Origin of the sequence: Streptomyces sp. NPDC048507, from assembly GCF_043199995.1 — a bacterium.
Taxonomy (GTDB): domain Bacteria; phylum Actinomycetota; class Actinomycetes; order Streptomycetales; family Streptomycetaceae; genus Streptomyces.
In genome coordinates, this window is the sequence record NZ_JBICWZ010000002.1 from 747,388 (window position 1) to 772,288 (window position 24,901).

At 73.9% G+C, this 24,901-nt stretch carries 25 protein-coding genes; 11 read left to right on the forward strand and 14 right to left on the reverse strand.

Features of this window, described 5'->3' with window-relative positions:
* Positions 1-172: 172 nt before the first annotated feature.
* Complete coding sequence (locus ACGFXC_RS08425) at positions 173-1,162, forward strand: LacI family DNA-binding transcriptional regulator (RefSeq protein ID WP_393710945.1); 990 nt, start codon at positions 173-175, stop codon at positions 1,160-1,162.
* Here ACGFXC_RS08425 and ACGFXC_RS08430 read toward each other — a convergent pair.
* The gene (locus ACGFXC_RS08430; protein WP_393710755.1) at positions 1,152-1,352 is read right to left on the reverse strand and encodes a hypothetical protein; all 201 of its coding nucleotides are present in this window, start codon (positions 1,350-1,352) and stop codon (positions 1,152-1,154) included. The genes ACGFXC_RS08425 and ACGFXC_RS08430 overlap by 11 nt on opposite strands.
* Positions 1,353-1,531: 179 nt before the next feature.
* Here ACGFXC_RS08430 and ACGFXC_RS08435 point away from each other — a divergent pair, with 179 nt between their 5' ends.
* Entirely contained in the window at positions 1,532-3,907 is a 2,376-nt protein-coding gene (locus tag ACGFXC_RS08435) for a WD40 repeat domain-containing protein (protein ID WP_393710757.1), read from the forward strand.
* Between the two features lie 35 nt (positions 3,908-3,942).
* Here ACGFXC_RS08435 and ACGFXC_RS08440 read toward each other — a convergent pair whose 3' ends face one another.
* The 5 genes from ACGFXC_RS08440 to ACGFXC_RS08460 all read right to left on the reverse strand — a co-directional run bounded on the left by ACGFXC_RS08440 (position 3,943) and on the right by ACGFXC_RS08460 (position 8,694).
* The gene (locus ACGFXC_RS08440) at positions 3,943-5,241 is read right to left on the reverse strand and encodes a DUF6986 family protein (RefSeq protein WP_393710759.1); all 1,299 of its coding nucleotides are present in this window, start codon (positions 5,239-5,241) and stop codon (positions 3,943-3,945) included.
* Between the two features lie 184 nt (positions 5,242-5,425).
* Complete coding sequence (locus ACGFXC_RS08445) at positions 5,426-6,388, reverse strand: electron transfer flavoprotein subunit alpha/FixB family protein (RefSeq protein ID WP_393710761.1); 963 nt, start codon at positions 6,386-6,388, stop codon at positions 5,426-5,428.
* Positions 6,389-6,448: 60 nt separating this feature from the next.
* Entirely contained in the window at positions 6,449-7,234 is a 786-nt protein-coding gene (locus ACGFXC_RS08450; RefSeq protein ID WP_393710762.1) for an electron transfer flavoprotein subunit beta/FixA family protein, read from the reverse strand.
* A gap of 202 nt (positions 7,235-7,436) precedes the next feature.
* Positions 7,437-7,916, reverse strand: coding sequence for a flavin reductase family protein (locus ACGFXC_RS08455; RefSeq protein WP_393710946.1), 480 nt, complete (start codon positions 7,914-7,916; stop codon positions 7,437-7,439).
* Between the two features lie 430 nt (positions 7,917-8,346).
* Positions 8,347-8,694: a TlpA family protein disulfide reductase gene (locus ACGFXC_RS08460; protein WP_393710764.1), complete on the reverse strand. Its 348-nt coding sequence runs from the start codon at positions 8,692-8,694 to the stop codon at positions 8,347-8,349.
* A 216-nt stretch (positions 8,695-8,910) separates the two neighbouring features.
* Here ACGFXC_RS08460 and ACGFXC_RS08465 point away from each other — a divergent pair, with 216 nt between their 5' ends.
* A complete protein-coding gene (locus ACGFXC_RS08465) occupies positions 8,911-9,633 on the forward strand; it encodes a lysophospholipid acyltransferase family protein (protein ID WP_393710766.1) in 723 nt (240 codons plus the stop codon).
* A 93-nt stretch (positions 9,634-9,726) separates the two neighbouring features.
* Positions 9,727-10,980: an MFS transporter gene (locus tag ACGFXC_RS08470; RefSeq protein ID WP_393710768.1), complete on the forward strand. Its 1,254-nt coding sequence runs from the start codon at positions 9,727-9,729 to the stop codon at positions 10,978-10,980.
* On the opposite strand, the gene ACGFXC_RS08475 is transcribed toward ACGFXC_RS08470, so the two are convergent.
* The 5 genes from ACGFXC_RS08475 to ACGFXC_RS08495 all read right to left on the reverse strand — a co-directional run bounded on the left by ACGFXC_RS08475 (position 10,916) and on the right by ACGFXC_RS08495 (position 16,110).
* On the reverse strand, positions 10,916-11,515 hold the full coding sequence (locus ACGFXC_RS08475; RefSeq protein WP_393710770.1) for a transglutaminase family protein: 600 nt from the start codon (positions 11,513-11,515) through the stop codon (positions 10,916-10,918). The genes ACGFXC_RS08470 and ACGFXC_RS08475 overlap by 65 nt on opposite strands.
* A 44-nt stretch (positions 11,516-11,559) precedes the next feature.
* Positions 11,560-12,654, reverse strand: coding sequence for a threonine aldolase family protein (locus ACGFXC_RS08480; protein WP_393710771.1), 1,095 nt, complete (start codon positions 12,652-12,654; stop codon positions 11,560-11,562).
* Positions 12,633-13,394: an SDR family NAD(P)-dependent oxidoreductase gene (locus ACGFXC_RS08485; protein WP_393710773.1), complete on the reverse strand. Its 762-nt coding sequence runs from the start codon at positions 13,392-13,394 to the stop codon at positions 12,633-12,635. The genes ACGFXC_RS08480 and ACGFXC_RS08485 overlap by 22 nt, the downstream gene beginning before the upstream one ends.
* 26 nt (positions 13,395-13,420) lie before the next feature.
* Positions 13,421-14,827 carry a DUF6421 family protein gene (locus ACGFXC_RS08490; RefSeq protein ID WP_393710775.1) on the reverse strand — a complete coding sequence of 469 codons (1,407 nt, stop codon included), beginning with the start codon at positions 14,825-14,827 and terminating at the stop codon, positions 13,421-13,423.
* A gap of 149 nt (positions 14,828-14,976) precedes the next feature.
* Complete coding sequence (locus ACGFXC_RS08495) at positions 14,977-16,110, reverse strand: LLM class flavin-dependent oxidoreductase (protein ID WP_393710777.1); 1,134 nt, start codon at positions 16,108-16,110, stop codon at positions 14,977-14,979.
* Positions 16,111-16,159: 49 nt separating this feature from the next.
* Between ACGFXC_RS08495 and ACGFXC_RS08500 the strand changes: the two genes are divergently transcribed.
* Both ACGFXC_RS08500 and ACGFXC_RS08505 read left to right on the forward strand, forming a co-directional pair.
* Positions 16,160-16,810, forward strand: a complete 651-nt coding sequence (locus tag ACGFXC_RS08500) for a PadR family transcriptional regulator (RefSeq protein ID WP_393710778.1) — start codon at positions 16,160-16,162, stop codon at positions 16,808-16,810.
* Between the two features lie 190 nt (positions 16,811-17,000).
* Positions 17,001-17,684 (forward strand): glycerophosphodiester phosphodiesterase, encoded by a 684-nt coding sequence (locus ACGFXC_RS08505; RefSeq protein WP_393710780.1) that lies wholly within the window; start codon positions 17,001-17,003, stop codon positions 17,682-17,684.
* A 31-nt stretch (positions 17,685-17,715) separates the two neighbouring features.
* On the opposite strand, the gene ACGFXC_RS08510 is transcribed toward ACGFXC_RS08505, so the two are convergent.
* Complete coding sequence (locus ACGFXC_RS08510; RefSeq protein ID WP_393710781.1) at positions 17,716-18,255, reverse strand: GNAT family N-acetyltransferase; 540 nt, start codon at positions 18,253-18,255, stop codon at positions 17,716-17,718.
* A gap of 154 nt (positions 18,256-18,409) precedes the next feature.
* On the opposite strand from ACGFXC_RS08510, the gene ACGFXC_RS08515 reads away from it, so the two are divergent.
* The 3 genes from ACGFXC_RS08515 to ACGFXC_RS08525 all read left to right on the forward strand — a co-directional run bounded on the left by ACGFXC_RS08515 (position 18,410) and on the right by ACGFXC_RS08525 (position 20,798).
* The gene (locus tag ACGFXC_RS08515) at positions 18,410-18,997 is read left to right on the forward strand and encodes a DUF5134 domain-containing protein (RefSeq protein ID WP_393710782.1); all 588 of its coding nucleotides are present in this window, start codon (positions 18,410-18,412) and stop codon (positions 18,995-18,997) included.
* A gap of 91 nt (positions 18,998-19,088) precedes the next feature.
* Complete coding sequence (locus ACGFXC_RS08520; protein WP_393710783.1) at positions 19,089-20,024, forward strand: M56 family metallopeptidase; 936 nt, start codon at positions 19,089-19,091, stop codon at positions 20,022-20,024.
* 150 nt (positions 20,025-20,174) lie between these two features.
* Positions 20,175-20,798: a TetR/AcrR family transcriptional regulator gene (locus ACGFXC_RS08525; protein WP_393710784.1), complete on the forward strand. Its 624-nt coding sequence runs from the start codon at positions 20,175-20,177 to the stop codon at positions 20,796-20,798.
* A gap of 13 nt (positions 20,799-20,811) precedes the next feature.
* Here ACGFXC_RS08525 and ACGFXC_RS08530 read toward each other — a convergent pair whose 3' ends face one another.
* Positions 20,812-22,299 (reverse strand): LVIVD repeat-containing protein, encoded by a 1,488-nt coding sequence (locus ACGFXC_RS08530; RefSeq protein ID WP_393710786.1) that lies wholly within the window; start codon positions 22,297-22,299, stop codon positions 20,812-20,814.
* Positions 22,300-22,375: 76 nt separating this feature from the next.
* Here ACGFXC_RS08530 and ACGFXC_RS08535 point away from each other — a divergent pair, with 76 nt between their 5' ends.
* Together ACGFXC_RS08535 and ACGFXC_RS08540 are read left to right on the forward strand one after the other, a co-directional pair.
* Positions 22,376-23,035 (forward strand): DUF305 domain-containing protein, encoded by a 660-nt coding sequence (locus tag ACGFXC_RS08535; RefSeq protein WP_393710788.1) that lies wholly within the window; start codon positions 22,376-22,378, stop codon positions 23,033-23,035.
* A 52-nt stretch (positions 23,036-23,087) separates the two neighbouring features.
* Positions 23,088-24,443 carry an FAD-dependent oxidoreductase gene (locus tag ACGFXC_RS08540; protein WP_393710789.1) on the forward strand — a complete coding sequence of 452 codons (1,356 nt, stop codon included), beginning with the start codon at positions 23,088-23,090 and terminating at the stop codon, positions 24,441-24,443.
* Between the two features lie 32 nt (positions 24,444-24,475).
* Here the strand turns inward: ACGFXC_RS08540 and ACGFXC_RS08545 are convergent, their stop codons facing one another.
* A complete protein-coding gene (locus ACGFXC_RS08545; RefSeq protein ID WP_393710791.1) occupies positions 24,476-24,841 on the reverse strand; it encodes an ArsR/SmtB family transcription factor in 366 nt (121 codons plus the stop codon).
* Positions 24,842-24,901 lie beyond the last annotated feature (60 nt).

Genomic DNA, 24,901 nt, shown 5'->3' on the forward strand with positions numbered 1-24,901 from the left:
CCCCCTGTGGCTTGCCCGCCCCACCCTGCCACGGAAACCCGCTCTCCGGCCGAGTGCTTATCCTCAAGGTCAGGGCCGGGATCAAAGCCGCGCCACCGTCGCCCCAGGAGGTCTCCCCGCCGTGCCGCAGACCCGTCAGCCGTCCGAGCCCCGCTACGGCAACCGGCCGACCATGAAGGACGTGGCGGCCCGGGCGGGCGTGGGCCTGAAGACCGTCTCACGGGTCGTCAACGGTGAGCCGGGGGTCACCCCCGACACCGAACGGCGGGTCCAGGAGGCCATCGAGGCACTCGGGTTCCGCCGCAACGACAGTGCGCGCGTCCTGCGCAAGGGACGTACCGCGACGGTGGGGCTGGTCCTGGAAGACCTCGCCGACCCGTTCTACGGGCCGCTCAACCGGGCCGTGGAAGAGGTGGCCCGGACGCACGGGGCGCTGCTCATCAACGGTTCCAGCGCGGAGGACCCGGACCGCGAGCGGGAGTTGGCGCTCGCCCTGTGCGCGCGGCGGGTGGACGGGCTGATCGTGATCCCCGCCGGGGACGACCACCGCTACCTGGAGCCGGAGATCCGGGCGGGCGTGGCGACGGTGTTCGTGGACCGCCCGGCGGGCCGGATCGACGCGGACGTCGTCCTGTCGGACAGCTTCGGCGGCGCCCGGGACGGGGTGGCGCACCTCATCGCGGGCGGCCACCGGCGGATCGGCTTCATCGGCGACCACCCCCGCATCCACACGGCGACGGAACGCCTGCGCGGCTACCGCGCCGCCATGGAGGCCGCGGGCCTGCCCGCGGACGGCTCCTGGGTCTCCCTCGGCTCCACCGGCCCGGACCGCGTCGCCGCGGCGGCCCGCGCGATGCTGACGGGTCCCGACCCGGTCACGGCGGTCTTCGCGGGCAACAACCGGGTCACGGTCACGGTGGTCCGCGTGCTGGCCGAACACCCGCGTCCCGTCGCCCTGGTGGGCTTCGACGACTTCGAGCTCGCCGATCTGCTCCGGCCGGGCGTCACGGTCGTGGCCCAGGACGCGGCGGCCCTGGGCCGGGTGGCCACGGACCGCCTCTTCCAGCGCCTCGCCGGCGCCGCCCTCCCCCCGGCCCGCATCGAACTCCCCACCCGCCTCGTCCCCCGCGGCTCGGGCGAACTCCCCCCGTTCACCGGATGAGCCCCCGCAGCGCGGGCACGCTCGCGCCGGCCGCACCCAGCCCGGCGAGTGCGGACAGGGCCGCGCCGGTGCCCCCGAGGAAGCTCAGGCCGCCCGCCAGGTAGCCGACGTGCGCCGCGCCCATCAGGACGACGGCGGTGTGCAGGGACAGGAACGACGGGCGTTCCCCAGGATTGCGGGATGTGGTCACGGCCCGATTCCAGCCGACCGCCCGGCCCGGCGCCGCACGGGCGGAACGGACCCGTACCGGCTCCGATCGCCGCCGGACTCCGGCGCGCGAACGGCCGTGCCCGGCCCCGTTCGGGGAAGTCCGGGTCCGTCCGGCGGATCTCCCCTAGCCTGGACGTCCGCACGGTCCGGGAGGCGCAGGTGGGCGCGCAGGGCGGCTTCGAGGAAGAACTGAGTCTGCTCTCGGCGGACCTGCGCGCGCTGCGCATCGAGCGGGGCAATCCGTCGTACCGGACGCTGGAGGTCCGGGCGGCGAAGTCCAGGACCGGCATCCGGCTCCCCGTCGCCACGCAGAGCGACGCCTTCCGGGGCAGGCGGCTCCCCGGCCTGGACACCCTGATGGCGCTGGTGCGGATCCTGAACGCGTACGACGAATACGGGCAGGAGACCGCGGTCCCGCCGCACGACTCCCCCCGTCTGACGCCCTGGCGGCTGCGCTGGCGCGTCCTGGCGTCCCTGGAGCGGCCGCCCGCGGACCGCCCCCGGCCGGCGTCCGCCGCGCCCGGACCGGCGCCCGGACCGGCTCCCGCCCCCGGACCGGCACCCGCGCCCGCCCCGCGGGCCGGTGCCATCGCCGCGTACCGGGCCGGCGCAAGGGCGGCGGCACGCGCGAACGCCGGGCCCCGGTCGTGGCCCCCGCCCGCGTCGGCGGACCCGCTCGGATTCCGCCCGGCGCGGCGGCTGACCGCACCGACCCCCGACCTCGGCGGTGTCGCCTTCTCCCCCGACGGACGGCTCATGGCCACGACCGCCCTGGGGCCGGTGCGGTTGTGGGATCCCGCGCGCGGCCTGTGCGTCGGCGAGATCGACCCCGGCTGCGCGGGCGTCCCCGCCGTCGCCTTCTCGCCGGACGGCCGCACCCTGGCCACGGGGACCTCCGACGGCGTGGCGAGGCTGTGGAGTCTTCCGGCCCTCACCACGGCCGGCCCCGCCCTGCTCGGGCACGAGGAGGGCATCGGGCTGGTGGCCTTCTCGTCCGACGGCCGGACGGTGGTCACCGCCTCCGACGACGAGAGCGTCCGCCGGTGGGACGTCTCCACCGGCGCACCGGTGGGGCCCCCGGTCGTCGGACACTTCGGTGAGGTCACGGCCCTGGCCTTCCGTCCCGACGGCGGCCTGCTGGCGGCGGTCCGCGGCAAGCAGGCCGTCCAGCTCTGGGACCTCGCAGCGCAGGTCGGCAAGCCCCTCGTCGGGCACGGGGGCGAGGTCCTCGGGGCCGCCTTCTCCCCCGATGCCCGGCTGCTGGCCACCGTCGGGACCGACGGCGCCCGGATCTGGGACACCGCGACCGGCACCGCCGTCCACGGCCCGCTGGCCGGACCCGATCCCTTCGCGTGGGGCGCGGCCTTCTCCCCCGACGGGCGTCTGCTGGCCACCGCCTGCGACGAGGGGTCCGTACGCCTGTGGACCACGGACACCGGCGCGGCCGTGGGACCGCCCCTGACCGGATCCGGCCGGCCCGTCCACCACGTCGCCTTCTCCCCGGACGGCCGCCGGCTGGCCTTCTGCGGCGAGAGCGACACCGTGGTCGTCCACGAACGGGATCCGGCCGTGACCCTGCCGCCCTCTTCCCTCGGCTCCCGGGCACTGGCCGCGGTCCTGGGACGCGGAGACGCCGTCCCCCTGCCCCCCGTGACGAGCCGGGGCGCGGGTGCGCTGCTCCGCCCCGCCTTCTCGCCCGACGGCGGCAGGCTGCTCGTCCACACCGCCGACGGCGCCGTCCTGAGCTGGGACGCCGGGACCCTGACCGCCCTGCCGGAGACCCTGACCGTCCCCGGCCGGGGACCGTGGGGGCTGGAATTCCCGGACGGGGGCGGGCCGGCGCGGCTCTGGAGTCCCGGCGTCGCGCGGCCCGGTCCGCCGCGGAGCCCGGTGTCCCTGGTGCGGGACGTGGCGTTCGCGCCCGACGGGCAACGGCTCGCCGTGACCGGTGCCCGGGGTTCCTGGAGGCTCGGCCCGACGGCTGCGCCGGACGGCTTCGCGGGGGCGGACCTGAGCCCCGGGCAGCAGGGCCTCCCGGTGGCCTTCTCCGGTGACGGGCGGATCCTGGCCGTCGCGGCGGCCGGATCCGTCGGCCTCTTCGACCCCGACCCGGCTCCCTCCGAGACCGGGCGGGTGGAAGCCTGCGGGGCGGAGATCAGCGCCCTCGCCCTCGCCCCGGACGGCCGCCGTCTGGCCACCGGCGACCTCGCCGGAATGGTCCGGCTGTGGGACCTCGGCGACCCGCGTCCACCGTTCGGCCGGGAGTTGGCCGCGCCCCCCGGACCGGTCCACCACCTGGCCTTCTCCCCCGACGGCAGGCTCCTCGCCGGTGCGTGCGCGGGCGGCGGGGTCCACGTGTGGGACGCCCACCCGGGCGGGTCCGCCACCGGCCTGGCGCCGGCCGGGTACGCCGGCGCCGTCCGCGGTGTGGCCTTCTCCCCCGACGGGAGCCTCCTCGCCGGCGCCGGGGAGGACGGGGTGCTGCGGTGCTGGGTGCTGCCGGGGCCGTACGCGCCGACGGCCCGCCCCCGGTGACGCGGGGACGGGCCGTGCGGGCGGCGGGGGGGGTATCAGGCGGTGGCCGTCAGGGTGGCGGAGCGGCGGGGGATGGCGAAGGCGTCCAGTTCGGCGCGGGTCAGGCCGGTCAGGGCGGTGACCTCCTCGGTGCCGACGGCACCGCAGTCCAGGCCGCGGACCAGGTAGCCGGCCAGGGCCTTGGCGGTGGCCGGCTCGTCCATGACGTCGCCCTCGATCTTGGCCACGTACGCCTTCAGGCGGGCGGCCGCGGTCTCCAGGCCCTCGCGGTAGAAGACGAAGACGGCCGCGTAGCGGGTCGGCAGGTGCGCCGGGTGCATGTCCCAGCCCTGGTAGTAGGCGCGGGCCAGGGCCCGGCGGGTGAGGCCGTAGTGGAGCTTCCAGGCCTCGTGGACGTGCTCGGTGGTGCCGATCGGCAGGACGTTCGTCGAGCCGTCGGAGACGCGTACGCCGGTGCCCGCGGCCGCGACCTGCATGATCGCCTTCGCGTGGTCGGCGGCGGGGTGGTCGCTCGACTGGTAGGCGGCGGAGACGCCGACGCAGGCGCTGTAGTCGAAGGTGCCGTAGTGCAGGCCGGTGGCGCGGCCCTTGGCGGCCTCGATCATCCGGGCGACCGTGGCGGTTCCGTCGGAGGCGACGATGGACTGGCTGGTCTCGATCTGGATCTCGAAGCCGATCCGGCCCGGGCGCAGGCCGCGGGTGATCTCGAAGGCCTCCAGCAGCTTGACGAAGGCGCTGACCTGCTCGGCGTAGGTCACCTTGGGCAGGGTCAGGACCAGGCCTTCGGGCAGGCCGCCGTGCGCGAGCAGGCCGGACAGGAAGATGTCGGTGGTGCGGATGCCGCGGTCGCGGACGTTGGACTCCATGCACTTCATGCGGATGCCCATGTACGGGGCGTTCGTGCCGTTGGCGAAGGCTTCAGAGACGAGGCGGGCGGCGCGGGCCGCGGCCTGGTCCTCCTCCTCGTCGGAGCGGACGCCGAAGCCGTCCTCGAAGTCCACGCGGAGGTCCTCGATCGGCTCGCTCAGGAGCTTGGCGCGGACGCGCTCGTACACCGGCACGGCCAGCTCGTCGGAGATGCCGAGGACCTTGGCGAAGGTCGCGGCGTCCGGGGCGTGCTCGTCGAGGGCGGCGAGGGCCTGGTCGCCCCAGGTGCGGATGGTGTCGGCCGCGAAGACGTCACCGGGGACGTAGACCGTGTGGATGGGCTGACGGGTGCCGGGGTCGCCCGGGTAGTGACGCGCAAGTTCCGCGTCCACCGGCGCCAGGGAAGCGCTGATGCCCTCGCTGACCGCGCCTGCGAGGCTCGTCGCCACCTTCTCCTGCTGACCCATCGTGCACTCTCCTCTTTTCCGCTTCACGGAAGCTTAGATCCGCATAGCAGAATTTAGCCATGGGGTTCCGCTCCGTCAATGGTCCCTCCGCCCTCGTGGACAAACGACTCGGGGCCGCGTGGTGACAAACACCACACGGCCCCGGAGGCGGAGAGTACGCAGGTCAGACAGCGACCCGGGGGTTTCAGCCCTTGCGCGCCTTGATCTCGCCGGTCAGCTGCGGGACGACCTCGAAGAGGTCGCCGACGACTCCGTAGTCGACCAGGTCGAAGATCGGGGCCTCGGCGTCCTTGTTGATGGCCACGATGGTCTTCGAGGTCTGCATGCCGGCCCGGTGCTGGATCGCGCCCGAGATGCCGGAGGCGATGTACAGCTGCGGGGAGACCGACTTGCCGGTCTGGCCGACCTGGTTGGAGTGCGGGTACCAGCCGGCGTCGACGGCGGCGCGCGAGGCACCGACCGCCGCACCGAGGGAGTCCGCGAGGTCCTCGATGAGGTGGAAGTTCTCCGCACCGTTGACGCCGCGGCCGCCGGAGACGACGATCGCGGCCTCGGTCAGCTCCGGACGGCCGGTCGACTCGCGCGGGGTGCGCGCGGTGACCTTGGTACCGGTGGCCAGGGCGCCGAAGGTGACGGCGAGCGCCTCGACGGCACCGGCGGCCGGGGCGGCCTCGACCGGGGCGGAGTTGGGCTTCACGGTGATGACCGGGGTGCCCTTGGAGACGCGGGACTTGGTGGTGAACGACGCGGCGAACGCGGCCTGCGTCGCGACCGGACCCTCGTCACCGGCCTCCAGGTCGATGGCGTCGGTGATGATTCCGGAGCCGATGCGCACGGCGAGGCGCGCGGCGATCTCCTTGCCCTCGGCGGAGGAGGGGACGAGCACGGCGGCCGGGGACACCAGGTCGTAGGCGGCCTGGAGCGCGTCCACCTTCGGTACGACGAGGTAGTCGGCGAACTCGGGGGCGTCGGCGGTGAGGACCTTGACGGCACCGTGCTCGGCCAGGACGGCGGCGGTGGCCTGCGCACCGGCGCCCAGGGCGACGGCGACGGGCTCGCCGACGCGGCGGGCCAGCGTCAGGAGCTCCAGGGTGGGCTTGCGGACGGCGCCGTCCGCGTGGTCGACGTAGACGAGAACTTCAGCCATGGGACTGCTCTCCTGCTATTGCGAAGTGTCTGGGGGCGTATGGAGGGAGGGCTGAAGTTCTCAGATGAACTTCTGGCCGACCAGGAACTCGGCCAGCTGCTTGCCGCCCTCGCCCTCGTCCTTGACCACGGTGCCGGCGGTGCGGGCCGGACGCTGCGCCGCGGAGTCGACCGCGGTCCAGGAGCCTTCGAGGCCGACCTCGTCGGACTCGATCTCCAGCTCCTCCAGGTCCCAGGACTCCACCGGCTTCTTCTTGGCGGCCATGATGCCCTTGAAGGAGGGGTAGCGGGCCTCGCCCGACTGGTCGGTCACGGAGACGACCGCGGGGAGGGAGGCCTGGAGCTGCTCGCTGGCGGAGTCGCCGTCGCGGCGGCCCGTCACGGTGCCGTCCTCGACCTTGACCTCGGACAGCAGGGTGACCTGCGGGACGCCCAGGCGCTCGGCCAGGATCGCCGGGAGGACGCCCATGGTGCCGTCCGTCGAGGCCATGCCGGTGATGACCAGGTCGTAACCGGCCTTCTCGATGGCCTTGGCGAGCACCAGCGAGGTGCCCATGACGTCGCTGCCGTGCAGGTCGTCGTCCTCGACGTGGACGGCCTTGTCCGCGCCCATCGACAGCGCCTTGCGCAGCGCGTCCTTGGCGTCCTCGGGGCCCACCGTCAGGACGGTGATCTCGGCGTCGTCCGCCTCGTCGGCGATCTGCAGCGCCTGCTCGACGGCGTACTCGTCGAGCTCCGACAGCAGGCCGTCGACGTCGTCGCGGTCCACGGTCAGGTCATCGGCGAAGTGCCGGTCACCGGTGGCGTCGGGCACGTACTTCACACAGACAACGATCCTCAGGCTCACGCCGGCTCTCCTACCGCATCGTCTTTTACTGATACCGCCTTGTGCAGGCAGCATAGGCGCCTTCTGGGGCGGATCCCGGTCGGGGCGGCCCGCGCTCCGACCAGAATGTTACTCGTCAGTACACAACGGGTCCCCGCAGGTTGCAAGGCCGTCGAACTGTGATCTGGCCAACGCCGTCCGAACCCGCCCCAGCAGGGACGATTCAGTCCCGCAACGCGTTGAAGCGACCCTGGTGGTAGAGCAGGGGCCGGCCCTCACCGGCCGGATCCCCCGCCACCGCCTCCGCGATGATCACACGGTGCGCCCCGGCGGGCACCCTGGCCACCACCCGGCACACCAGCCACGCCAGCACCCCGTCGAGCAGCGGCACGCCGTGCGGCCCCGCCGTCCACCCGGTACCGGAGCCGAAGCGGTCGGCCCCGCTGCGCGCGAAGAGCCCGGCCAGCTCCCGTTGGTGCTCGCCGAGTATGTGCACGCCGAGGTGCTCCGAGTCCCGTACGGCGGGCCAGCTGGAGGCACCCGTGCCGATGGTGAAGGAGAGCAGCGGCGGTTCCGCGGAGACGGAGTTGAGCGAGGTCGCGGTGAAGCCGACGGGGCGGCCGCCCTGCTCCGCGGTGATCACGGCGACCCCGGCGGCGTGCCGGCGGAAGACGGAGCGGAGCAGATCGGGCGAGCCGGGCAGGGCGCCCGCGGGGTCCGCGGCGCCGGCGGGGCCCGCCGGGCGGGCGGGGTCGGCCTGCGTCGCCGGGCGGGCCGGCGCGGCCGGGCGGGCCGGGTGGCCCGGATGGGCCTGGTGGGCCTGGAGGGCCGCACCGTCGCCGGAGGAATGGGTGAACGGGGCCGTCGGGAGCGTGGGGGCCGTCATGGGAAGGCTTCCTTCTGCCGCGGAGGTCGCGGGCGCGGTCGGGATCGGGGATCGGTGCTCGGAGGCGTTCAGTGATCCCGACAGCGCGCGCTCGCGTGTCGGACGAGGTCCACGTGGACCCGCCCGTAAAGCAGGAGTTCGTACCGCATGCCGCCAGCCTGGCGATCTCCCGTGTACACAGTCAAGCCAAGGCGGTCAGATGTCAGGCGCGTCACGCTGCGTGCGGGCGCGCGCACCGGCGCGTCCGTCACACCGTCGCCCCCAGGGCGGCGATCACGTCCGCCTTGCGGGGCATGCCCTCCGCGCGCCGCACGATGCGTCCGGCGGCGTCCAGGACGAGCACGGTCGGGGTCTTCTCCACGCCGAGGGCGCGCACGAGCCCGAGGTTGCGCTCGGCGTCGATCTCGATGTGGGCCACCCCTTCCACCATGGCGGCGACCTCGGCGAGGATCCGGCGGGTGGCCCGGCAGGGCTGGCAGAACGCACTGGAGAACTGGACCAGGCTGGCCCGCTCCCCCGGTTCGCCGCCCAGCTCCGCCGCACCCAGCGGCCGGTGCCCGCCCGCCGCCCGACCACCCCGTTCGCCTCCCGGCACGCCCGCTCTCCTCTGCTCCGTCCGCCTGTACGTACCCTGTTCGCAGCACCCGCCCGGTGTCGCGCATTCCCCGCGTGACGAGAATCTCCCCGGGCGCGCCCCTCTGAACTGGTCAGCGGGCCGCGTTTGGGGCACGATCCCCATGGTCGCGTACCTACGCTGCCGTAACTTCCGGCCGGGAGCACCTCCCCAGGCAGAAAGCGGGGTCTCCCCACCATGGCTGAGCTCGTCTACCCCCCAGTGATCGGCGCCGCGCACACCCTGTTCCGCGCGCTGGACATCCGGATCGACATGAAGGGCACCGAGAACATCCCGCGCAAGGGCGGGGCGGTCCTGGTGTCGAACCACATCGGCTACCTCGACTTCATCTTCGCGGGCCTGACCGCGCGGCCGCAGAAGCGCCTGGTGCGCTTCATGGCCAAGGAGTCGGTGTTCCGCCACAAGGTCTCCGGACCGCTGATGCGGGCGATGAAGCACATCCCGGTGGACCGCAAGCAGGGTGAGGCGGCGTACCAGCACGCGCTGGACTCGCTGCGCTCCGGCGAGATCATCGGCGTGTTCCCGGAGGCGACGATCTCCCAGTCGTTCACGCTCAAGAGCTTCAAGTCGGGTGCCGCGCGCATGGCGCAGGAGGCCGGGGTCCCGCTGATCCCGGTGGCGCTGTGGGGCACCCAGCGGCTGTGGACCAAGGGCCGGCCCAAGGACCTCAAGCGCAGCCACATCCCGGTGACGATGCGGATCGGCGAGCCCATGGACGCCCCCGCCGACCAGTTCGCGGGGGCCATCACCCGCCGCCTGCGCGAGCGCGTCCAGGAGCTGCTGGACGCGGCCCAGGCCGCCTACCCGGCCCGGCCCAAGGGCCCCGAGGACTCCTGGTGGCTGCCGGCCCACCTGGGCGGCAGCGCCCCCACCGCCGCGCAGGTCAAGGAAGCGGGCTGAGCCCCGCGCCGATCGCGCTCCTTCCGCCCCGCAGCCGTCCGGCGTAGCGTCGTGCGCGGCCATCGGGCCGCACGGCGTGGAGGGGGTGGGCCGGTGGGCGGGTTCGGGCGGTACCTGGCGGCGGCCCTGGCCGCGCGCTTCGCCTCCGAGGGCATGGGCCTGGCGGTGGTGCTGCTCGCCCTGGAACGGACGGGGAGCGCCGCGCACGGGGCGTTCGTCCTGACCGCCTGGCTCGCGCCGCACGTGCTGGCCGCGCCGCTGGCGGGCACCCTGGCCTCCCGGGTGCGCCGGCCCCGGCTGTTCTACGCGGGCTCGCTGGCCGGTTTCACGACGGCGGTGGCGGCGCTGGCGGTCCTGCTGGGCCGGGCGCCGACGCCGGCGGTGCTCGCGGTGGCGGTGCTCGGCGGCGGCTGCGGGCCGACCGTGACGGGCGGGCTCTCCAGCCTGGTCGCCTCCCTGGTGCCCGCGGGCCCGCAGCGGGACAAGGCGTACGCCTGGGACGCCTCCACCTACAACGCGGCGGCGGTGACCGCCCCGGCTGCCGTCGGCCTGGTGGCGGTGCCCGTCTCGGCCGCGTACGCGATGGCCGTGCTGGCGGCCTCCGCGGCCCTCTCGGCGGCGCTGGCCGCCTCCCTGCCGTACAAGACCCCGTACGCGGACCCGCGCGATCCGGACGCGCCCCCCGCGGCCCCGCGCGCCGGGCCGGGGGCCGGGCTGGCCGCCCTGTGGCGGGTGCGGGAGCTGCGGGCGATCACCTCTGCGACGACCCTGGCCTTCGTCGGCATCGGGTCGCTGACCACCACCTCGGTGCTGCTGGCCGCCGGTCTCGGCAGTCCGGGCGCGGGCGGGGTGCTGATGACGGCCTTCGCGGTGGGCGCGCTGGCGGGCTCTCTGACGCTGGGCCGGATGACGTCCGTCGCGCCCGCCCGGCTGGCCCGGCGGGCGATGGCCGGCACCGGGCTCGCGCTCGCGGCGGCGGCCTTCGCGCCCGGCGTCGGCTGGACTGCGGCGGCGTTCGCGGCGGCCGGGGTGTGCGACGGGCCGCTCCTGACGGCGACGCTGCGGATCCGCTCGGCGCACGCCCCGGACGGGGTACGGGCCCAGGTGTTCACCCTGGGGGCGGGGCTGAAGCTGACGGCGGCTTCGGCGGGCGCCGCCCTGGTGGGTCTGGCGGCCGCCGCGCCGCCGCGTTCGCTGCTGCTCGCGATCGCCGGACTGCAGCTGGCGGCCGCGGCGCTGCACGCGCTCGTCCGGGTACCGGGGGCGCAGTCGGCGCCGCCGTCTACAGGGCGGTCGGCAGGTTCCGCCACAGCTCCCGCCGGTCCGCGGACTCCTGGAGCGCCCTGAGCGCGACGGGGTGCGGGGCGGCGTGCAGTGCCGGGTAGTCGTACTCGCCGAGTTCCGGGCGGACGGGGAAGGCGAGGCGTTCGCGGTCGAGGCTGAACCGGGCGTCGACGCCGGGCTTGTTGCCGCGCGGGTCGACACGGGACCAGCGGTCGGCGCCGGGCGGCCTGAGGGCGACGAGGCCGTGGACGACCGGGCCGGAGCCGTCGTCCTCGGTGAGGCGCTGGTAGCAGAGGGCGGCCGGGATGCCGCGGGCACGCAGCAGCGCGGCCAGCGCGTGGGACTTGGCGTAGCAGATGCCGGTGCGCGTGCGCAGGACGTCGGAGGCGCGCCAGGTGACCCGGTCGTCCTGCGCGTCGCCGGAGTGCGCGACGGCGTCGCGGACGAACTCGAAGGCGGCCGCGGCATAGGTGAGGGCGTCGCCGGTGGCCGTCCAGAGGGCGTCGGCCGTTTCGCGGACGTAGGGGTGGTCGTGGTCGACCGCTTCGTCCGCCGCGAGGTAGGCGGACACGTCGGAATGCTCCTGGATCATTTCCATGATCCAGGAGCATACCTATGCGGAAATCAGCATGACTATCGAATTTACCGGGCCAGCTCTTCCTTCAGCGCCTGGAGGAAGCCGTCCACGTCTTCCTCCTGGGTGTCGAAGCCGCACATCCAGCGGACGTCACCGGCCGCCTCGTCCCAGAAGTAGAAGCGGTAGCGCTGCTGGAGCCTGCGCGTGACCTCGTGCGGCAGCCGCGCGAAGACGGCGTTCGCCTGCACCGGGTAGAGGATCTCCACCCCGTCCGTCTCGCGCACGCCGGCCGCGAGCCGCTGGGCCATCGCGTTGGCGTGGCCGGCGTTGCGCAGCCACAGGTCCTTCGCGAGCAGCGCTTCGAGCTGGACGGACACGAACCGCATCTTCGAGGCGAGCTGCATCGACATCTTGCGGATGTGGTTCATCTGCCGGACCGCGTCCGGGTTGAGCACCACCACGGCCTCGCCGAACATCATGCCGTTCTTCGTGCCGCCGTACGAGAGCACGTCGACCCCGACCGCGTTGGTGAAGGTGCGCATCGGCACGTCCAGCGAGGCGGCGGCGTTGGCTATCCGGGCGCCGTCGAGGTGCACCTTCATGCCGAGGCCGTGGGCGTGCTCGCAGATGGCCCTGATCTCGTCCGGGGTGTAGACCGTGCCGAGCTCGGTGTTCTGCGTGATCGAGACGACCTGCGGCATGGCCCGGTGCTCGTCGTCGAAGCCCCAGGCCTCCTGGTCGATCAGCTCGGGGGTGAGCTTGCCGTCCGGCGTGGGCACGGCGAGCAGCTTGAGGCCCGCCATGCGCTCGGGCGCGCCCCCCTCGTCCACGTTGATGTGCGCGCTCTTGGCGCAGATCACCGCTCCCCAGCGGTCGGTCATCGCCTGGAGGGCGGTGACGTTCGCGCCGGTGCCGTTGAAGACCGGGAACGCCTGCGCGTACGGACCGAAGTGGCTGCGGAAGATCTTCTGCAGGTGCTCGGTGTACTCGTCCTCGCCGTACGAGACCTGGTGGCCGCCGTTGGCGAGCGCCACGGCGGCGAGCACCTCGGGGTGCACGCCGGCGTAGTTGTCGCTGGCGAATCCGCGCACGGCCGGGTCGTGGTGGCGCCGGGCGTCGGTCTTGCCGGTGCCGGTCCTCACGGTTGCGGGGTGAGCCACAGACGCTGTCCGTTCACATCGGAGGCGGGCCGCTCCCACACGCCGGCGATGGCCTCGGCCAGCTCCTTGACGTCGGTGAAGCCCGCGAACTTCGCACTGGGACGCTCGGCGCGCATCGCGTCGTGCACCAGTGCCTTGATGACCAGGATCGCAGCCGCCGCGCCGGGGCCGTCCTCGCCCCCCGCCTTGCGGAAGGAGTCCGCCATGGCGAGGGTCCAGGCCTCCGCGGCCGCCTTGCCCGCGTTGTAGGCGGCGTTGTTGGCGACCGGCTTGTGCGCGCCGGACTGGCTGACCAGCACGAAGCGACCGCGGTCGCTGCGCAGCAGGCCGTCGTGGAAGGCGAGCGAGGTGTGCTGGACGGTGCGGATCAGGAGCTTCTCCAGGAAGTCCCAGTCCGCGAGGTCGACGTCGGTGAAGGTCTTGCTGCCGCGCCAGCCGCCGACCAGGTGGACGACGCCGTCGATCCGGCCGAACTCCTTCTCGGTGCGCTCGGCCCAGGCCTTGGTGGCCGCCAGGTCGAGCAGGTCGACGGTGTCACCGGTGACGGTGGCGCCGCCGTGGGCGTAGCGGGCCGCGTCGACGGCTTCGGCGAGCCGGGCCGGATCGGCGTCGGAGGCGACGACCACGGCTCCCGCCTCGGCGAGGCGGAGCAGGGCCGCGCGCCCCGCGGGGCCGCCCGCCCCGGCCACCGCGACCACCGCTCCGTGGAGCCTGCCGTTGCCGTTCCCGGAGCCGTTCATCCGTGCAGCCTCCTGAGGGCGAGTGCTCACGCGGCGGCCCGCTCGGCCGCTTCGGCGTTCAGGGCGGTGATGCCCCTGGTCGAGGCGATCACGCCCTTGAGCTTCTTGGCGAGGGCCTCGTAGAACATGCTGAGCGGAAACTCGTCCGCGAGCACGTCGTCGACGAGCTTGCGGGGCGGCTGCGTCAGGTCGAGGGCGTCGGGACCCTTGGCCCACTTGGACCCCGGGTGCGGGGCGAGGTAGGTCGAGACCAGTTCGTAGGCCTTGAACCAGTGGACCAGCTTCGGGCGGTCGATGCCCGCCCGGTAGAGGTCTTCGATGTCGGCGCACAGCTGGTTGGTGACCTGCGGGGCGCGCATCCAGTCGATCTTCAGCTTGTTGTCCGTCCAGCGCACGACGTCGTGCTTGTGGAGGTACGCGAAGAGCAGCTGGCCGCCGAGGCCGTCGTAGTTGCGGTTGCGGTCGCCGGAGACGGGGAAGCGGAACATCCGGTCGAAGAGGACGGCGTACTGGACGTCACGGCCGTGCTCGTTGCCCTCGGACTCCAGCTTCACGGCCTCCTTGAAGGCGGTGAGGTCGCAGCGCAGCTCCTCCAGGCCGTACATCCAGAACGGCTGGCGCTGCTTGATCATGAAGGGGTCGAACGGCAGGTCGCCGTGGCTGTGGGTGCGGTCGTGGACCATGTCCCACAGGACGAAGGCCTTCTCGCAGCGCTCCTGGTCCTCGACCATGCGGGCGATGTCCTCGGGCAGCTCGATGCCGAGGATGTCGACGGCGGCCTCGGTCACCTTGCGGTAGCGGGCGGCCTCGCGGTCGCAGAAGATCCCGCCCCAGGTGAAGCGCTCGGGGGCCTCGCGCACGGCGATGGTCTCCGGGAAGAGCACGGCGGAGTGGGTGTCGTAGCCCGGGGTGAAGTCCTCGAAGGTGATGCCGAGGAACAGCGGGTTGTCGTACCGGGTGCGCTCCAGCTCGGAGAGCCACTCGGGCCACACCATCTTGAGCACGACGGCCTCGAAGTTGCGGTCCGGGTTGCCGTTCTGGGTGTACATGGGGAAGACGACCAGGTGCTGGAGCCCGTCCTCGCGGCCGCCGGCCGGGTGGAAGGCCAGCAGGGAGTCGAGGAAGTCCGGCACGCCGAAGCCGCCGGCCACCCACTTGCGCAGGTCGGCGACGAGCGCGTGGTGGTAGGCCCGGGCGTGCGGCAGCAGCGGGGACAGCACCTCGACCGCCGCGGCCACGCGCTGCACGGCGGACTCGACGGCGCCCGGCGCGGGCGCGCCCTCGGCTTCGAAGTCGATCGAGCCGTCCTTGGCCTGCCAGGGGCGGATCTCCTCCACGGCGGCCTTGAGCTCGGGCCACGCGGGGTGGTCGACCACCCGCGCCCCAGCGGTTATCACGGCACCGCCGGCACCCGGCACAAGAGTTTCCGTCATGTCACTTCCTCCACGGGAGAACCTCACGTCAAGACAGCGTATGCATGTAAGGGTCTCGACCTCAAGAGTTAACGCGGGAAAATATCCTGCTCCACCCCCTGCTCCACCGAAAGTCTTCCCGTCGTCACGGGTGGAAGCCACCACTCCGCCTACCTGACGCGAGGGATCCCCGAGAAGTGCGGGATCACCTTCTCCCCCCACTGGCGCAGCGTCTCCAGGCAGGCCTCCTGCGGCACCGTGCCCATCTGGACCAGGCACATCACCTCGTCCGCGCCCGCCTCCCGCAGCCGCTCCACGTACGCGATGGCCTCGTCCGCGCTCCCGTAGGCGTGGTCCGCGTTGAAGGTGGCGGTCGCGTTCGGCCGGACGGGGATGTCCAGCTCGTGCAGCCGGGCGACGACCTGCTCGGCGGCCCGGCGCATCTGCGCGCCCTCGTCGGCGCCCGCGACCACCGCTTCGTCGGGGACGCCGGCGCCCCCGTACCAGTGGCCGATGGACTGCGCGAAGAACCGCTGCCCCCGCACCCCGATCCGGCGGGCCTCCTCGGGATCGTCGAGCACGATCGTGGGGCAGAGCACCGAGAAGTGGTCGTTGACCACCGTGGAGACGAAGGCGCTCCCGTCCCGGGCCGCGCGCGCGGCGTCGTACGCGGAGCGCATCGCGGCGATCGACTCCGGCCCGGCGAAGCCCATCACCAGCGCGCCGACACCCAGCTCGGCGGCCCGCACCAGGGTCTCGGTCCGGCTGCACGCGAGGAAGAGCGGCGGGTGCGGGGTCTGCGCCGGGCGCGGCAGGATCGGGTGCGGGGCGATGTCCAGCAGCGGTCCGTGGTGCTCCAGCTCCTCCTCCCGCCAGGCCTTCCCGATGATCCGCAGCGCCTCCTCCACCTCGGCGGTGGTGCGCTCCCGGTCCACGCCGCACAGCGAGGTCTCCTGTTCCGTGCCCCCGCGCCCGGCCCCCAGGTCCAGGCGCCCGCCGGAGAGCAGGTCGAGCATGGCGGCCCGCTCGGCGACCCGCACCGGATGGTTGAAGTTGAAGGGCATGCACACGACGCCGTGACCGATGCGTATGGTGTTCGTCCGGGCCGCGACCCAGGTCAGGAAGATTTCCGGAGCTGACATGTGGGCGTACCACTTCAGGGAGTGGTGCTCGACGGCCCAGATCCGGTCGAATCCCATGCGTTCGGCGAGCACCGCCTGCTCGACGCAGTCGCGGATCACCTGGTGCTCCCGCTCGACGGTCGGGTCGGCGAGCTGAGCTTCGAAGATGACGGAGAACTTCACGATGCCTCCAGGGTTGCGTCCACTGCCCGGTCTCACTTCTATTCGGAATATGACTAGTAGTCAGACGGCGAACAAGCAAGAGCTTCCGCCGACCGCGTGGGCGGTCCTCGGCCTGCTCTCGTTCCCCGGCGAACGCACCGGGTACGAGCTGAAGAAGTGGGCGGACTCCTCCCTGCGCTTCTTCTACTGGTCACCGGCGATCAGCCAGATCTACGCGGAACTGCGCCGGCTGGAGGACCTCGGTTACGCGGCCTCCGCGCGCTCGGGGCCCGAGGAGGCCCGCGCCAAGCGCCGGTACGCGATCACCGACGCGGGGCGCACGGCCCTCGCCGGCTGGGCCCGCGACACCGCCGAGGCCGGGCCCCCGGTGCTCAAGCACGGGCTGCTGCTGCGGATCTGGCTGGGACACCTGTCGGAGCCGGAGCGGCTCTGCGCGATGGTGGAGGACCACCGGGAGCGGACCCTGGCCGAACTGGCCTCCGTGCGCGAGGCCATGGCGCACGCGGCGGAGGTACCCGAGTGGGCCTTCCCCGTCCTCGCCCTGCGCTGGAGCGAGCGCCAGCACCTGGCGGAGCTGGAGCTGGCCGACGCCCTGCTGGCGGACCTCGCCGAGGTGCGCGCCCCCGCCGCCGGTGACGGGCCCGGGGCCCCCGCCGGGACCGGCCGTCAAGCCGATGGGGACGCGCCCACGCCCGGGTGACGCGGCACGGCGGCCGCGGCGCCGCACGGCGCGCACGGCCCTGGCGGGAAGCGGCCGGAGAGCTTCCGCGAGCCGTCGCACGACCGGTCCCCCCGCGGGCGGGGCGCACTAGCATGCGACCTCACCGCGCGCGGCCGGTCGGGACACCGCGACCGCGCGCCGAGCCGCCGTCGACGGAAGCGAGAGAACCTTGACTTTCCTCACCATCGGTCACCGCGGAGTCATGGGCGTCGAACCGGAGAACACCCTGCGGTCGTTCGTCCGGGCGGAACGCTCCGGGATGGACTCCCTCGCACTGGACGTCCGCCTCAGCAAGGACGGCGCCCTCGTCGTCCTGCACGACGCCGAGGTGGACCGCACCACCGACGGCGCGGGTGCCGTCGCCGACCTGACCCTGGCCGAGCTGCGCGGGCTGGACGCGGGCGCGGGCGAACGCGTACCGGTCCTGGAAGAAGTGCTGGACGCCGTCCGGGCCCCGCTCCAGGTGGCGGTCCACGACCGGGGCGCCGCCGGGGCCCTCGCGGACCTGGTCGTGCGCCTCGACCTCACCTCGCGGATGGAGGTGTCCTCGGCCGACGGCACTCTGATCGCCTCGGTCGCGGGGCGGGCGCCGGGCGTCCGGACGGTCCTGCGGGTGCCCGGACACCGGGAGGGCGTCGTGGAGCAGGCCCTGGCCGCCGGCGCGCGGACCCTGGCGCTCGACATCCGCCGGATCTCCCTGGAGACGGTGGAGGCGGCGCACGCGGCCGGGCTGCGGGTGACGGGCTGGACGGTCAACACGCTGGATCAGCTGCGCCTCGCGCGGGCCCTCCAGCTGGACGGCGCGGCCACGGACTTCCCGGAGATCCGCAGCACGGGCCGCTTCACGGCGTGAGCCGCCGGCGGCTCCGGAGGGTCGAGACGGTTCAGAGGGCCTTGACGAGCAGCTCGAAGGCCAGGTCGTCGCGGAGCGGCACGCCGAAGCGCGCGTCGCCGTAGGGGAAGGGGCTCAGCTCGCCGGTGCGCTCGTAGCCGCGGCGCACGTAGTAGGCGATGAGCTCCTCCCGTACGTTGACCACCGTCATCCGCATCTGCTTGGCGCCCCAGGTCTCGCGGGCGCGGCGCTCGGCCTCGGCCATGATCTCCTTGCCGAGGCCGCCGCCCTGGAGCCCGGGGCGGACCGCGAACATGCCGAAGTAGACGTGGTCACCGCGGTGTTCGAGCTGGCAGCAGGCGATCAGCTCGCCGGACCGCTCGACGACGAGGAGGGTCCCGTCCGGGTTGGCGATGACCTCGCGGACGCCGTCGGGGTCGGTGCGCTGCCCGTCGAGGAAGTCCGCCTCGGTGGTCCAGCCGGAGCGGCTGGCGTCGCCGCGGTAGGCGGACTCGACCAGGGCCACCAGTTCCGGAACGTCGGCCTCCACGGCGCTGCGGTAGCTCAGGGCGGCGGAGTGGGCGGTCGGCATCGGTGGAGCTCCGTTCGGTGCGGCGGCACGGGGCGTGCCGGGTGCGGCGAGGAGAGCCTAACCCGGTGCGGTGCGAGGGCGCGGTGCGGGCGGCGTGAGAGGGCCGCCGGGCGGGCATTCCTTCCCTGACGCCGACGAACCGGGAGGTTCCGCCGTGCACGGACCCGCGATGTCCCTCTCCCCCTTCTCCGCCGCCGCCGTGAGCGCCTGGCTGCTGGTCCTGCTCTGTGCCGCGAGCGGTACGTACTGTCTGCTGCGGGCGCGCAGAGCGGACCGCCGCGCCCGCGGCGCGGCCGCGGGCGAAGCGGTGATGGGCCTGGGGATGGCGGCCATGGCCGTGCCGTCCGGGACCGGTGCCTGGGGTCCGCAGATCCTGCTGGCGCTCTTCTGCGGGGCCGCGCTGCACGCGGTGTGGCTGCTGCGCGGCGGGGCGCACCACGCGCACCACCTGGTCGGGTCGCTGGCGATGGCCTACATGGCGCTGGAGCTGACCGCCGGGGCGGGGCACGGCCACGGGCACGACGGGCCGGGGCTGCCCCTGGTGACGGGGGCGCTGCTCGTCTACTACGCCGGATACGTGCTGCTGGGCGGGGCCCGGCTGGTGACGGCGGGGGGCGCCCCCATGCCGGGCGCGGCGTCCGTACGGGGGCCGGGTGCGGGCGCGGGGCCGGGCGGTGAGCTGACGCGGGCCTGCCGACTCGCCATGGCGACGGGGATGTTGGCGATGCTGCTGATCATGTGAGGCAGCGCCCGGAGGGGGGCGGACGTGTCCTGCGTCACCAATGTCGCGGGACCGTACCCGTGGGCGGACCGGCGCTCATAGGCTGGCGTCCATGATGGTCCCCGCCGCCCTCCTGATGCTCGGCGCGCTGACCGCGGTCCTCGCGCCCCGTCTGCTGGCCCGGGCCCAGTGGCCCGACCGTGAACCCGTCGTCGCGCTGTGGGCGTGGCAGTGCGTGGTGGGTGCGACCCTGCTGTGCCTGGCACTGTCGATGCTGCTGAGCGCGGCCGCCGCCTGGCAGGCGGTGCGCGGCGGGCTGTTCGCGGGGGCCCCGCACGGGGTGGCGGACGCGTACGCGCTGGGTGCGGCGGGCGGGCCCTGGGCCGCCGGCACCGCCCTGGCCCTGGCCTGCGGAGGCCTGTGGACCGGCGCGATGCTGACCCGGGAGGTGCTGGGGGCGCGGGCCCGGCGGCGTACGAGCGGGGCCGAACTGCTGCGCCGCGCGCCGCTGTTGCCCGGCGAGGACCCGGCGGCGGCACGGCTGGTGGTGCTGGAGGGACCCCGCCCGGAAGCCTGGTGGCAGCCGGGGTCGGCGCCGCGGCTGGTGGTGACCACGGCGGCGCTGGGCCGGCTCAAGGGCAGCCAGCTGGACGCGGTGCTGGCGCACGAGCAGGGGCACGTGGCGGCCCGGCACGACTGGCTGCTGCACTGCTCGCGGGCGCTCGCGCAGGGGTTCCCGCAGGTGCCGGTCTTCGCGGCGTTCGAGGCGGAGATGCACCGGCTGGTGGAGCTGGCCGCCGATGACGTGGCGTCGCGGCGCTACGGCCGTCTCACGATCGCGCTGGCCCTGGTCGGGCTGAACGAGGACCGGGGCGTCTTCGGCCCCTGCCCGACGCGGGCGCACGTGCCCCAACGGGTGCGGCGGCTGCTGTCGCCCGCGCCCCGGCTGTCGGCGGGGCGACGGCTTCGGCTGACGGCGCTGGCCACCCTGGTGCCGGCGGTGCCGCTGGTGGTGGCGTTCGTACCGGGCCTGAGCGCGCTGGCGTAGTCACCGGGGGGCTGGTCTCGGGCCCGCACCGCCGGATGCGGCGTGCGGCCGGAGGGGGTGCCTGCTCGGGGTGATCCCCCGCGTCACCCCGAGCAGACGGTCCCGTGCGCTGAGTATATTGGCTCGAAGCCAGTCAACGCAGGAGTAAGCATGTCCCCGCGCAGCGCATCGGTCAATGAAGAATTGCGCAGACGTTCCCGGGAGCGGCTGCTCCAGGCGACGGTCGAGCTGGTCGCCGAGCGCGGCTACGAGGCGACGAAGCTCGGGGACATCGCCGACCGGGCGGGCGCGGCCCGCGGACTGGTCTCGTACTACTTCCCCGGCAAGCGCCAGCTGTTGCAGTCGGCCGTGCACCGGCTGATGCACCTGGCGCTGGAGGCCGGACTGGAGCGGGAGCCGCGCAGCGACGACGGACGCGAGCGGCTCGCCCGGGCGATCGACGCGGTCCTGGGGCTGGCCCGCGACCACCCGCGGCTGATGCGGACGCACATGGCGGGGATCCTCCAGGCGGAGGGGTTCATCCAGTGCCCGGAGCAGCAGCGGCTCGCCGCGCTGCTGCGGGACACCGTGGCGCGGTACGGCTCGCCGGACGTGGACCGGGACTATCCGCTGCTGCGGGCGCTGCTGATGGGGGCGGTGGTGGCGGTGCTGCTGCCGGGGGCCCCGATGCCCGCGTCCCGGCTGCGGGCGGAGCTCTTCCAGCGGTACGGGCTGGAGTGGGAGCTGGGGGTCCCGCCGGACGGCGGACCGCCCGGCGGAACGTCCTCCCGCTAGGGAGCGGCGCGGCTCAGTGGTACTCGGGCTGGCTCTGCACGTTGAGCCGGTCCATGCGGACCCACTTGGCCGCCTCGGTGCGCCGGTCGTCGAGCCTCAGGACGTCGAGGCCCTTGGCGATGTCGTTCGAGTAGATGTGGCCGTTGTAGTAGTACGCCGACCAGGAGCCGCCGAGACCGAGCCGGTCGGTGGTCAGCGGGCCGCGCTCGAAGTAGCCGATCTCCTTGGGGCGGGTGGAGTCGGTGAAGTCCCATACGGACACCCCGCCCTGGTACCAGGCCTGGACCATGATGTCGCGGCCGCCGCCGACCGGGATCAGCGAGCCGTTGTGGGCCACGCAGTTCTCGGTGTCGGCCTGGTGGCGGGGGATCTTGAAGTAGCCCTTGAAGACCAGCTTGCGCTGGTCGCCGCGGCCGGTGATGTCGTAGATCCCGTCGGCGCCCCGGTCCGGGCCGGTGGCCTCGTTGCAGGTGGCGCTGCCGCCGCCGCCCAGCTCGTCGGTGAACACCACTTTGTCCGCACGCTCGTTGAAGGTCGCCGAGTGCCAGAAGGCGAAGTTCACGTTGTCCTGCACGCGGTCGATGACCCGGGGCCGTTCGGGGTCGCTGATGTCGAAGAGGATGCCGTCGCCCATGCAGGCGCCGGCGGCCAGGTCCTCGGACGGCAGCACGGTGATGTCGTGGCAGCCGGTGGTCTTGGAGACCCCGGGGTTGGCGGGCGCGCCCGGGTTGCCGCCGTCCGGGAAGAGCACCGGGAAGGCGACGACGGCGGCCCGGGTCGGGGCCTTCTTGGGCACCTTGACGACCGAGATCCCGTCGTGCGGCGGCCGGCAGTCCGGGAAGGCCTCGCTGGGCGAGTAGGAGGCGACGTAGAGGTAGATGTCGCGGGCGCCGGGCACCAGGGTGTGGGTGTGGGAACCGCAGGCGGTCTCGACGGATTTGATGTACTTGGGGTTCTTCTTGTCCTTGATGTCGAAGATCTTGATGCCCTCCCACGAGGACTTCTCCGTGGCGGGCTGCGAGACGCTGTTGCAGGAGTCGTCGCTGCGCGAGGAGTCGGTGGACAGGAAGAGCAGGTCGCCGGAGACCGAGATGTCGTTCTGGCCGCCGGGGCAGAGCACCCGGGTGACCACCTTGGGCGACCTGGGGTCGGCGATGTCGTAGATCGTGAAGCCGTCGTAATTGCCCGCGTAGGCGAAGTTCCCCTGGAACGCCAGGTCCGAGTTGATGGCGGCGGGGTCGGCGCTGGGGACGTTGGCCAGGGGCTTGATGTTGCGGCTGTGCACGATCTCGTCCTGGCCGGGTATCTCGCCGGGGGCGAGTTCACGGTCCGGGGCGAGGCCCGCGCTCTGCCGGGAACCGGCGCCGGGCGACAGGTCGCCGGGGTCGGGGGTGGCGGCCGCCGGTCCGGCGGCGGCCAGGAGCGTAGTGAGGAGCCCGGCAGCGGCCAGGGCCGCCCCCAGGCTCCGGCGGCGCACTCTGGTGGTGTGCAACGTGGTCACTGTGCCTCCCGTGGGGGCCCGCGCGTTCCGTTCCACCGGGGAACGGAACCTGGACCCCGGCAGTATCTTCCTTTCCATGGACATGGCAAACGCGTTACTCGGCCGATTCCTGGGGGCGGCGCTGGCCGCCGGCCTCCTCCTCGCGCTCACGGGCTGCCAGGACGGCGGCGGTGGCTCCGCCGCCCCGGCCGCCGGGGACGGCGCGGTGGTGGTGGCCCCCGGCAAACCGGGCGAGAAGGCCCGCACCCTCTCCCCCGGACAGGCCGCGAAGGAACGTCCCGACGACACCCCCAACGCCGCCGACCACGCCTACGTGCGGCGCATGACCGAGCACCACCGCCAGGCCCTCGCCCTGAGCGCCCTCGCCCCCGGCCGGGCCTCGTCGGAGGCGGTCCGGCGCCTCGCCGAACGCATCGCGGCCGCGCAGGGGCCCGAGATCGCGGCCATGGACAAGTGGGTCGCCCTCCACCCCTCCCCCGATCCCGCCGCGACGGGCCACGACCACGCGGCGATGCCCGGCATGGCGACGGAGCAGCAGCTCACGGAGCTGACCGCGGCCCGGGGGGCCGACTTCGACCGGCTCTTCCTGAGGCTGATGACCGCCCACCACGAGGGCGCCGTGAAGATGGCCGCCGAGGCGCTGGCCGGGGGCAACAACGTCGCCGTCGAAGAGCTGGCCACCGAGGTCGTGGCGACCCAGACGGCCGAGATCCACCGGATGCGCGCGATGGGCTGACTGCCCCGGGAGCCGGTGTCATGCTGGGAGCACCTGCGGGAGGAGCTCCGCCGTGCTTCGTGTCGCCGTCGTCGGTTCGGGCCCCAGCGGGGTCTACGCCGCTCAGGCACTGGTCCAGCAGCGTGAGGTGCCGGGCGTACGGGTCGACGTACTGGACCGGCTGCCGGCCCCGTACGGGCTCGTGCGGTACGGGGTGGCCCCCGACCACGAGAAGATCAAATCGCTGACCGGAAGCCTGCGGTCGGTGCTGGAGGACGAGCGGATCCGCTTCCTCGGCAACGTGGAGGTGGGCGGCGAACTCCTGCCCACCGCACGGCTGTCGGAGCTCTACCACGCGGTGGTCTACTGCGTGGGCGCGGCGCGCGACCGGACGCTGGGCATCCCCGGCGAGGACCTCGCCGGGGTGCACTCCGCGACGGCCTTCGTGTCCTGGTACAGCGGTCACCCCGACGCGGCCGCCTTCGACCTCGCCGGGGTGCGCTCGGCGGTGGTGGTCGGGGCCGGGAACGTCGCCGTGGACGTGGCCCGGATCCTGGCCCGGGGCGGGCCCGAACTGGAGCCGACGGACATGCCCCAGCCCGCGCTCGGGGTCCTCGCCGGGAGCGGGCTGCGGACGGTGGCGATGGTGGCCCGGCGCGGCCCGTCGCAGGCCAGGTTCACCACCAAGGAGCTCCGCGAACTGGGCACCCTGGCGGACGTGGACGCCCGGGCCGACGCCGCCGAGCTGGCCCTCGACCCCGCCTGGGCCGACCCGGCCGCGGCGGCGGCGCTGCCCGCCGCGGCCCGGCGCAACCTGGAGGTGCTGCGCGGCTGGGCGGCGGCCGCACCGGCCGCCGGAGCGCGCCGGAGCATCTCCCTGCGCTTCTACCTGCGTCCCGTCGAACTGCTCGGCGGGCCGCGGGGGCGGGTGCGCGCGGTGCGCTGCGAGCGGACCGCCCCGGACGGCCTCGGCGGAGTGCGCGGCACGGGCACGTACGAGGACCTCGACGCCGAACTGGTGCTGCGCTCGGTCGGCTACCGGGGGGTGCCGCTGGCCGGGCTGCCCTTCGACGCCGACACCGGGACGGTGCCGCACGCGGCGGGCCGGGTGGTGCGCGCGGGCCGGGCCTCGGTCGGAGAGTACGTGGCGGGGTGGATCAAGCGCGGGCCGACCGGAGTGATCGGCACCAACCGGCCGTGCGCCAAGGAGACGGTGTCCTCGCTGCTCCAGGACGCCGGAGCACTGGCCCGCCGCGAACGTCCGGGCGATCCGCTGGAGGCGCTGTGCGCGGCCGGGCTGCGCCCCGTCCGGTGGCCGGGCTGGCTGGCGATCGAGGCGGCCGAGGCGGAACTGGGCCGTTCGCTCGGCCGCCGCTCGGTGAAGATCCCCGACTGGCCGGGCCTGCGGGCGGCGGCCGGCCTGTCCTGAGCCGTCCCGCCCGCGCGACCCCCGGGGACGGCCTACGCCACGGGCGCGGCGGGCGCCGCGAGGCGGGCGGTTTCGGCCGCGGCGGCCGTCAGGACGGTGTCCAGGAGTCCGGGGAAGAGGGTCTGGAGCTCGGCCCGGCGCAGGCCGTTCAGTTTGGTGGTGCCGCGGTAGGTCTGGCGCACGACACCGCTCTCACGCAGGACGCGGAAGTGGTGCGTGGTGGTGGACTTGGTGACCGGCAGGTCGAAGTACGAGCAGGCCAGCTCGGCTTCCGTGGCGGCGAGGTCGCGCACGATGGACAGCCGGACCGGGTCGGAGAGCGCGTGCAGCACCGCTTCGAGGCGGATCTCCCCGGGCTCGGGATGGGCGAGGGCGCGGGCCGTGTCGCGTTCCGTCATGTCCGGCTCCACTCGTCGGATCGGCTGCGCCCGCCGGGCGGCGGACCCCCATCGTACGAG

Bases quoted from the DNA above. Each gene is read 5' to 3' on its own strand.
- ACGFXC_RS08465 (WP_393710766.1), top strand. From the start codon at position 8,911: ATGGCTGAGCTCGTCTACCCCCCAGTGATCGGCGCCGCGCACACCCTG.
- ACGFXC_RS08525 (WP_393710784.1), top strand. From the start codon at position 20,175: ATGTCCCCGCGCAGCGCATCGGTCAATGAAGAATTGCGCAGACGTTCC.
- ACGFXC_RS08545 (WP_393710791.1), bottom strand. From the start codon at position 24,841: ATGACGGAACGCGACACGGCCCGCGCCCTCGCCCATCCCGAGCCCGGG.
- ACGFXC_RS08445 (WP_393710761.1), bottom strand. From the start codon at position 6,388: ATGGCTGAAGTTCTCGTCTACGTCGACCACGCGGACGGCGCCGTCCGC.
- ACGFXC_RS08425 (WP_393710945.1), top strand. From the start codon at position 173: ATGAAGGACGTGGCGGCCCGGGCGGGCGTGGGCCTGAAGACCGTCTCA.
- ACGFXC_RS08485 (WP_393710773.1), bottom strand. From the start codon at position 13,394: ATGAACGGCTCCGGGAACGGCAACGGCAGGCTCCACGGAGCGGTGGTC.
- ACGFXC_RS08475 (WP_393710770.1), bottom strand. From the start codon at position 11,515: ATGGAAATGATCCAGGAGCATTCCGACGTGTCCGCCTACCTCGCGGCG.
- ACGFXC_RS08490 (WP_393710775.1), bottom strand. From the start codon at position 14,827: ATGACGGAAACTCTTGTGCCGGGTGCCGGCGGTGCCGTGATAACCGCT.
- ACGFXC_RS08500 (WP_393710778.1), top strand. From the start codon at position 16,160: ATGACTAGTAGTCAGACGGCGAACAAGCAAGAGCTTCCGCCGACCGCG.
- ACGFXC_RS08510 (WP_393710781.1), bottom strand. From the start codon at position 18,255: ATGCCGACCGCCCACTCCGCCGCCCTGAGCTACCGCAGCGCCGTGGAG.
- ACGFXC_RS08440 (WP_393710759.1), bottom strand. From the start codon at position 5,241: ATGGGTCAGCAGGAGAAGGTGGCGACGAGCCTCGCAGGCGCGGTCAGC.
- ACGFXC_RS08520 (WP_393710783.1), top strand. From the start codon at position 19,089: ATGATGGTCCCCGCCGCCCTCCTGATGCTCGGCGCGCTGACCGCGGTC.
- ACGFXC_RS08535 (WP_393710788.1), top strand. From the start codon at position 22,376: ATGGACATGGCAAACGCGTTACTCGGCCGATTCCTGGGGGCGGCGCTG.